1 protein-coding gene is annotated in these 7,460 nt (G+C 75.3%); it reads right to left on the reverse strand.

Annotated elements, in window-relative coordinates; all coding sequences use genetic code 11:
• On the reverse strand, positions 1-7,460 hold a 7,460-nt coding region (locus ACZ4EG_RS46390; protein ID WP_467795032.1), incomplete at both ends, for a type I polyketide synthase.

Genomic DNA, 7,460 nt, shown 5'->3' on the forward strand with positions numbered 1-7,460 from the left:
ACGCCCTCCGCCCAGCCGGTGCCGTCCGCACCGGCGCCGAACGCCTTGCACCGTCCGTCAGGGGCCAGCCCACGCTGGCGGCTGAACTCCACGAAGGCCCGCGGGGTGGACATGACCATCACGCCGCCGGCCAACGCCATGGAGCACTCGCCGCCGCGCAGCGCCTGGACCGCCCAGTGCAGGGCCACGAGCGACGACGAGCACGCAGTGTCGACCGTGACGGCCGGTCCTTCCAGGCCGAGGGTGTAGGCGATACGGCCGGACATGATGCTCGCCGAGTTGCCCGTGCCGAAGAAGCCCTCGGAATCGTCTATCGCGTTGAAGGCCTGGGCGGCGTAGTCCTGGTAGCCGGAGCCGACGAAGACTCCGGTGCGGCTGCCGCGCACCGACTCCGCGTCGATGCCGGCCCGCTCGAACGTCTCCCACGTGGTCTCCAGCAGCAGGCGCTGCTGCGGATCCATCGCCACGGCCTCACGTGGACTGATCCCGAAGAACCCCGGGTCGAACTCCCCCGCCTCGTAGAGGAATCCACCGCGGCGCGTGTACGTCTTGCCGGACGCGTCCGGGTCCGGGTCGTAGATGCCGTCCACGTCCCAGCCGCGGTCCGCCGGGAACTCGCCGACCGCGTCACCACCGGAGACCACCAACTGCCACAGGTCCTCCGGCGAACGCACCCCGCCCGGATACCGGCACGCCATGCCGACGATCGCGATGGGGTCGTCGTCCTCGGCGGGCGCGGCGGCCGCTTCCGGTGCGGCCGCGACGGTGAGGCCGGTGAGCTCGGTGCGCAGCTGCCGGGCGAGTGCCTGGGCGTTGGGGTGGTCGAAGACCAGCGTGGGGGGCAGTGCGAGGCCGGTCTCGGCGTTGAGCTTGTTGCGCAGTTCGACGGCGGTCAGGGAGTCGAAGCCCAGGTCCTTGAAGGCCCGGTCGGCCTCGACCTCGTCGGCGCCGCTGTGACCGAGGACGGCTGCCGCGTGCGTGCGGACGAGGTCGACCAGCAGCGCGTGCTGCTCGGTCTCGGGCATCCCGGTGAGGCGGTCGGCCAGGGGCGAGCCCGCGGCCGGGCCGGGCCCGCCGGCGGTGCTGCCCTCGGTGAGGATCTCGGCCTCCGGGAGGTCGCCGAGCAGGGCGCTCGGGCGGCCCACGGTGAACGGGGGCAGGAACCGCTCCCAGTCGACGTCGGCCACCGTGGTGGTCGCCTCGCCGGAATCCAGCGCCTGCCGGAGGCCGGTTACGGCGAACGCGGCGGGCATCGGGATCAGGCCGCGGCGGCGCAGTCGTTCGTCCGCGCCGTCGGCCTCGGCCATGCCGCCGTCGGCCCACGGGCCCCAGGCCACGGCGGTCGCCGGCAGGCCTTGGGCCCGGCGGCGTTCGGCGAGTCCGTCGAGCAGGGCGTTGGCCGCCGCGTAGGCGGCCTGGTGGCCGCTGCCCCACACGCCGGCAATGGACGAGAAGAGGACGAAGGCGTCGAGTTCCCGGCCGGCGAGGAGCGCGTCGAGGTGCAGGGCGCCGGCCGCCTTGGCGGACAGTACGTCGGCGAAGGCGCCCGGCGTCATGGACTCCAGCGGCTCCAGGTGGTCCACGCCCGCCGTGTGGACGACGGCGTTCACCGGTTGCTCGGCGAGCAGCGCGGCGAGCGCCTCACGGTCGGTCACGTCGCACGCGGCGACGGTGACACGGACACCCGTCGCCTCCAGCTCTGCGACGAGATCCGCCGCGCCCGGCGCGTCGGGGCCGCGGCGGCTGGTGAGCACCAGGTGTTCGGCACCGGCACCGGCGAGCCAGCGGGCCACGTGCCCGCCCAGCGCACCCGTACCACCGGTGATCAGCACCGCGCCGCGCGGCGACCACCGCTGTCCGGCTTGGGTGTTGCGGCGGGCGGCGGCGTGGGAGAGCCTGCGGCCGAACACGCCGCGGGCGCGGATCGCGACCTGGTCCTCGGCCGACTGGCCGAGGACCGCGGCGAGTCGGCCGGCGACCCGGTCGTCGACGGTGTCCGGGAGGTCGATCAGACCGCCCCAGCGCGGCGCGTGCTCCAGCGCCGTGACCCGGCCCAGACCCCAGACGGCGTTCTGGGCGGCGCTCGGCACCGTGTCGGCCCGGCCGGTGGACATGGCGGACCTGGTCAGCATCCACAGCGGGGCGTCGATGCCGGCGTCGCCCAGGGCCTGGACGAGCGCGAGGGTCAGCGCGGTGCCGACGGAGAGGGCCGGGTGTCGGGCGTGGGGCCGCTCGTCGGTGCCGAGCAGGGAGATCACACCGTCGAGCGGGGTCTCCCGGACGGCGTCGGCGAGCTGCCGCAGCAGTGCGCCGCGGTCGGCGGCCGGGTCGACCGCCACGCGGACCAGCCGGGCCCCGCGGGCGGCGAGCCCGTCGGCGACGGCGGCGGTCCACTCGGCGGCCGAGGTGTCCTCGGTGACCAGGAACAGCCAGTCGCCCGGCAGTTCGTGCGCCCGCAGGCCGCTGAGCGGCTTCCAGCCCGTGCGGTAGGACCAGCCTTCCACGGCGGACTGCCGGCGCTGCTGCCGACGCCACGCGGACAGCCGGGGCAGCACCGCGTCCAGCTGCTCGGCGGACAGGTCGAGGGTGGCGGCGAGGGACTGGGCGTCCTCGCGCTCCACCGTCTCCCAGAACCCGGCCTCCGCGGCGTCGGTCCCCGTGACGGCGGCGGCCGTGGGCGCGGTGGCCGGGAGCCAGTACCGCTGGTGCTGGAAGGCGTAGGTGGGCAGGTCGGTGCGCCGGGCGCCGCGGCCGGCGAAGAACGCCTGCCAGTCCACGGGGACGCCGTGCACGTGGAGCCGTGCGACGGCGCCGGTGATCGCCTCGGGCTCAGGGCCGCCGGACCGTGTGGAGGCAACGGCGACCGCGCCGTCCAGGCAGCCCTGGGCCATGGCACTCAGCACCGCGCCGGGGCCGGTCTCCACGAACGTGGTCACGCCCAGCTCGCCCAGGGTCCGGATGCCGTCGGCGAAGCGCACGGCCTCGCGGGCGTGCCGGACCCAGTAGTCCGCCGTGTACGCGTCGATGAGCTCACCGGTGAGGTTCGAGACGACCGGTGTCCGGGGCGTCTCGAACCGCAGTCCGCTGACGACGCGGGCGAAGTCCTCCAGCACGGGGTCCATCAGCGGCGAGTGGAACGCGTGGCTCACGGTGAGCCGGGAGGTCTTGCGGCCCTCCCGGGCGAAGAAGTCCGCAACGGCCGCTACGGCGTCCTCGGCTCCGGAGACCACGACGGACTGCGGGCCGTTGATCGCCGCGATGTCGGTGTCGTCGGTGAGGTGCGGCAGCACCTCGTCCTCAGTGGCCTGGACGGCGATCATCGCCCCGCCGGCGGGCAGGGCCTGCATCAGCGCGGCACGAGCCGTCACCAGTGCGGCCGCGTCCTCCAGCGACAGGGACCCGGATACGTGCGCGGCCGCGATCTCGCCCACGGAGTGCCCGGCCAGGTAGTCCGGCCGCACGCCCCACGACTCCAGCAGCCGGTGGACGGCGACCTCGTGCGCGAACAGCGCGGGCTGGGTGAAGGCGGTGCGGTTCAGCTCCTCGCCGTCCTCGTGATCGTTATCGCCGAAGGCCACGTCCCGCAGCGGCCGGTCGAGGTGCCGGTCGAGGTGGGCGCACACCTCGTCGTACGCCTCCGCGAAGACCGGGAACGCCTCGTACAGTTGCCGCCCCATGCCGATGCGCTGCGAGCCCTGCCCGGAGAACAGGAACCCGACCTGGCCGACGTCGGCGCGGCCCAGGACGACTCCGGCAGCGGGCGCCCCCGAGGCCAGGGCCCGCAGGCCCTCGGTGATCCGGCCGCGGTCCGCACCGACCACGGCGGCGCGGTACTCCAGGGCGGCCCGGGTGGTGGCCAGCGAGAAGCCGACGTCGGTGAGGGACGGTTCGGCGCCGTCGGCTGTGAGGGACAGCAGGCGCTCGGCCTGGGCGCGCAGCGCGGCCTCGGACTTGCCGGACAGTACCCACGGCACGGTCGCCGAGGCGACCTCGACCGGTGCGACGGCGGCCGGTTCGGCCACCGGGGCCTGCTCGACGATCGTGTGGGCGTTGGTGCCGCTGACGCCGAAGGACGACACGGCGGCGCGGCGCGGGTGGTCCGTCTCCGGCCAGTCGACGGCCTCGGTCAGCAGCCGCACCGCGCCCGCGGACCAGTCCACGTGCGGCGTCGGCTCATCGGCGTGCAGCGTCCGCGGAAGGACGCCGTGGCGCATCGCCATCACCATCTTGATCACACCGGCCACGCCGGACGCCGCCTGGGCGTGACCGATGTTGGACTTCAGCGAGCCCAGCCACAACGGCTGTCCTTCGGGCCGCTCCTGGCCGTACGTGGCGAGCAACGCCTGCGCCTCGATCGGGTCACCCAGAGCGGTGCCCGTGCCGTGCGCCTCCACCGCGTCGACATCGGCCTCGGTGAGCCCTGCGGAGGCCAGGGCCTGCCGGATGACCCGCTGCTGCGCCGGACCGTTCGGCGCGGTCAGGCCGTTGGACGCGCCGTCCTGGTTGACCGCGCTGCCCCGTACGACCGCGAGGACCTCGTGGCCGTTGCGCACGGCGTCGGACAGCCGCTCCACGAGCACCACGCCCACGCCCTCCGCCCAGCCGGTGCCGTCCGCGCCGGCGCCGAACGCCTTGCAGCGGCCGTCGGCGGACAGCCCGCGCTGTCGGCTGAACTCCACGAACGCGGCCGGTACGGCCATGACGTTCACACCGCCCGCGACGGCCATCGTGCTCTCGCCGTTGCGCAGCGACTGGATGGCCAGGTGCAGGGCGACCAGCGACGACGAGCACGCCGTGTCGACGGTGACGGCCGGGCCCTCCAGGCCGAACGAGTAGGCCACGCGCCCGGAGACGACGCTCGCGGCGCTGCCGGTGAGCAGGTGGCCCTCGACGCCCTCGGGCACCTGCGGGAGGCCAGCGCCGTAGCCCTGGTAGGACATGCCGACGAACACTCCGGTGCGGCTGCCCTTCAGGGAGGCCGGGTCGATACCCGCCCGCTCGAACGCCTCCCACGAGGCCTCCAGCAGCAGGCGCTGCTGGGGGTCCATCGCGAGCGCCTCGCGCGGCGAGATCCCGAACAGCGCGGCGTCGAAGTCGCCCGCGTCGTACAGGAAGCCGCCATCGCGCGCGTACGTCTTGCCCGGGGTGCCCGGGTCGGGGTCGTAGAGGTCCTCGACGTCCCAGCCGCGGTCCTCGGGGAAGCCGGAGATCGCGTCGCCGCCGGACGTCACGAGCTGCCACAGGTCCTCGGGCGAGCCGACGCCGCCGGGGAGGCGGCAGCTCATGCCCACGATCGCGACGGGTTCGTCGCCGGCGGCGGCCGTGGGCTGCTCCTGCTGCGCGGCGCCCTGCGAACCGAGCAGTTCGCCGCGCAGGAAACGGGCCAGGGCCGTCGCGTTCGGGTAGTCGAAGACCAGCGTGGTGGGAAGCTTCAGGCCGGTGTCGGCCGTGAGCTTGTTGCGCAACTCGACGGCGGTGAGCGAGTCGAAGCCGAGGTCGTTGAACGCCCGGCCGGGCTCCACCGCCGCGGCTCCGCCGTGGCCGAGCACGGCGGCCGCGTGCGTGCGGACGAGGTCCACCAGTGTACGGTCCTGCTCGCCCGCCGGCAGCCCGGTCAGCTTCGCGGCGAGCGCGTTGCCGGCTTCGGAGCCGCCGGAGGCCGAGGCATCCAGGGCGCGGCGGGCCTCGGGCACGCCGGAGAACAGGGCGCTGGGGCGGGTGACGGTGAACGGGCCGATGAACCGCTCCCAGTCGAAGTCCGCAACGGTGACGGCGGTCTCGCCGTGGGCCAGCGCCTGCTCGAGCCCGGAGATCGCGAGGGCGGGCTGCATCGGCGGCAGGCCGCGGCGGCGCAGCCTCTCCTCTCCGTCGCCGACGCCGGCCATGCCGCCCTCGGCCCAGCCGCCCCAGGAGACGGCGAGCGCGGTGCGCCCGTGTGCCCGCCGGTACTCGGCGAGGGCGTCCAGGTAGGCGTTGGCCGCCGAGTACGCGCCCTGGCCGGCGCCGCCCCAGATGCCGGCGCCCGAGGAGAACATGACGAACGCGTCGAGCTCCTGACCGGCCAGCAGTTCGTCCAGGTGCGTGGCACCCGCGGCCTTGGCCGCGACCGTGTCGGCGAACCCGGCCGGGTCGGAGTCCTCGATCATGACGTGGTCGCCGACGCCTGCGGCGTGGACGACGGCGTTGACGGGGTGCTCGGCCAGCAGCGCCCGCAGGGCGTCACGGTCGGCCGCGTCACAGGCCACGACGGTCGCGGCCGCGCCCAGCTCCTCCAACTCCGCGACGAGCTCCCCGGCGCCGGGCGCCGCGGGGCCGCGGCGGCTGGTGAGCACCAGGTGCTCCGCACCCGCACCGGCGAGCCAGCGGGCCACGTGCCCGCCCAGCGCACCCGTACCACCGGTGATCAGCACCGCGCCGCGCGGCGACCACCCCTGGGCGGGGCCGGTGGGGCGGGCGGCCCGGACGAGCCGGCGCCCGAAGACGCCCGAGGCGCGGACCGCCACCTGGTCCTCGGCCGCCTGGCCGAGGACGGCGGCCAGGCGGGCCGCGGTACGGGCGTCCAGCAGATCAGGAAGGTCGAGCAGTCCGCCCCAACGCTGTGGGTATTCCAGCGCCGCCGCCCGGCCGAAGCCCCACACCTGCGACTGCAGCGGGCGGTCCACGCGGTCGGAGCGGCCGGTGGCCACCGCGCCGCGTGTGGCGCACCACAGCGGGGCGTCGACGCCCGCGTCGCCGAGCGCCTGCACCAGGCAGAGGGTCGCGGCGAGGCCGTGCGACAGGCCGGGGTGGTCGGCCGAGGCGCTCTCGTCCTCGGCGAGCAGGGACAGCACGCCCGCCACCGGGTCGATGCCGGCCAGCTCGCGGGCCAGCGTCCCGCGGTCGGTGCCGGACCCGGCGACGAGCGTCACCAGTTCCAGGCCGCGCTCGCCGAGCGCGGTGCGGACCGAGGCGGTCCACTCGCTCTCGCCGGCCACGACGAGCAGCCAGGTCCCGGACGGGCCGGGCTGCGGGAGCGCGCCGAGCGGCTTCCACGTGACGCGGTAGCGCCAGCCGTCGACCACGGACTGCTCGCGGCGCTGACGGCGCCATGCGGACAGCCGGGGCAGGAGCGCGCTCAGCGAGGCGTCCGCGCCGACGCCCAGTGTGGCGGCGAGGGATTCCGCGTCCTCGCGCTCCACGGTGTCCCAGAAGCCGGAGTCCGCAACGTCGGCCGGGGTGCCGTCGGCAGCCAGGTCCTCGTCCCCTTCCAGCCAGAAGCGCTCGCGCTGGAAGGCGTAGGTGGGCAGGGTGACGCGGTGAGCGCCGGGGAAGAGCGCCTGCCAGTCCGGGGAGACGCCGTGCACGTGAAGTTCGGCGAGCGCGGTGACGAGTGCCTGCCGCTCGTGGCGGTCGCCGCGCAGGACGGGCACGGCGACGGCCTCGTCCATGCAGCCCTGCGCCAGGGCGCTGAGGACGCCGCC

This window comes from Streptomyces sp. NPDC025638 (genome assembly GCF_055558775.1).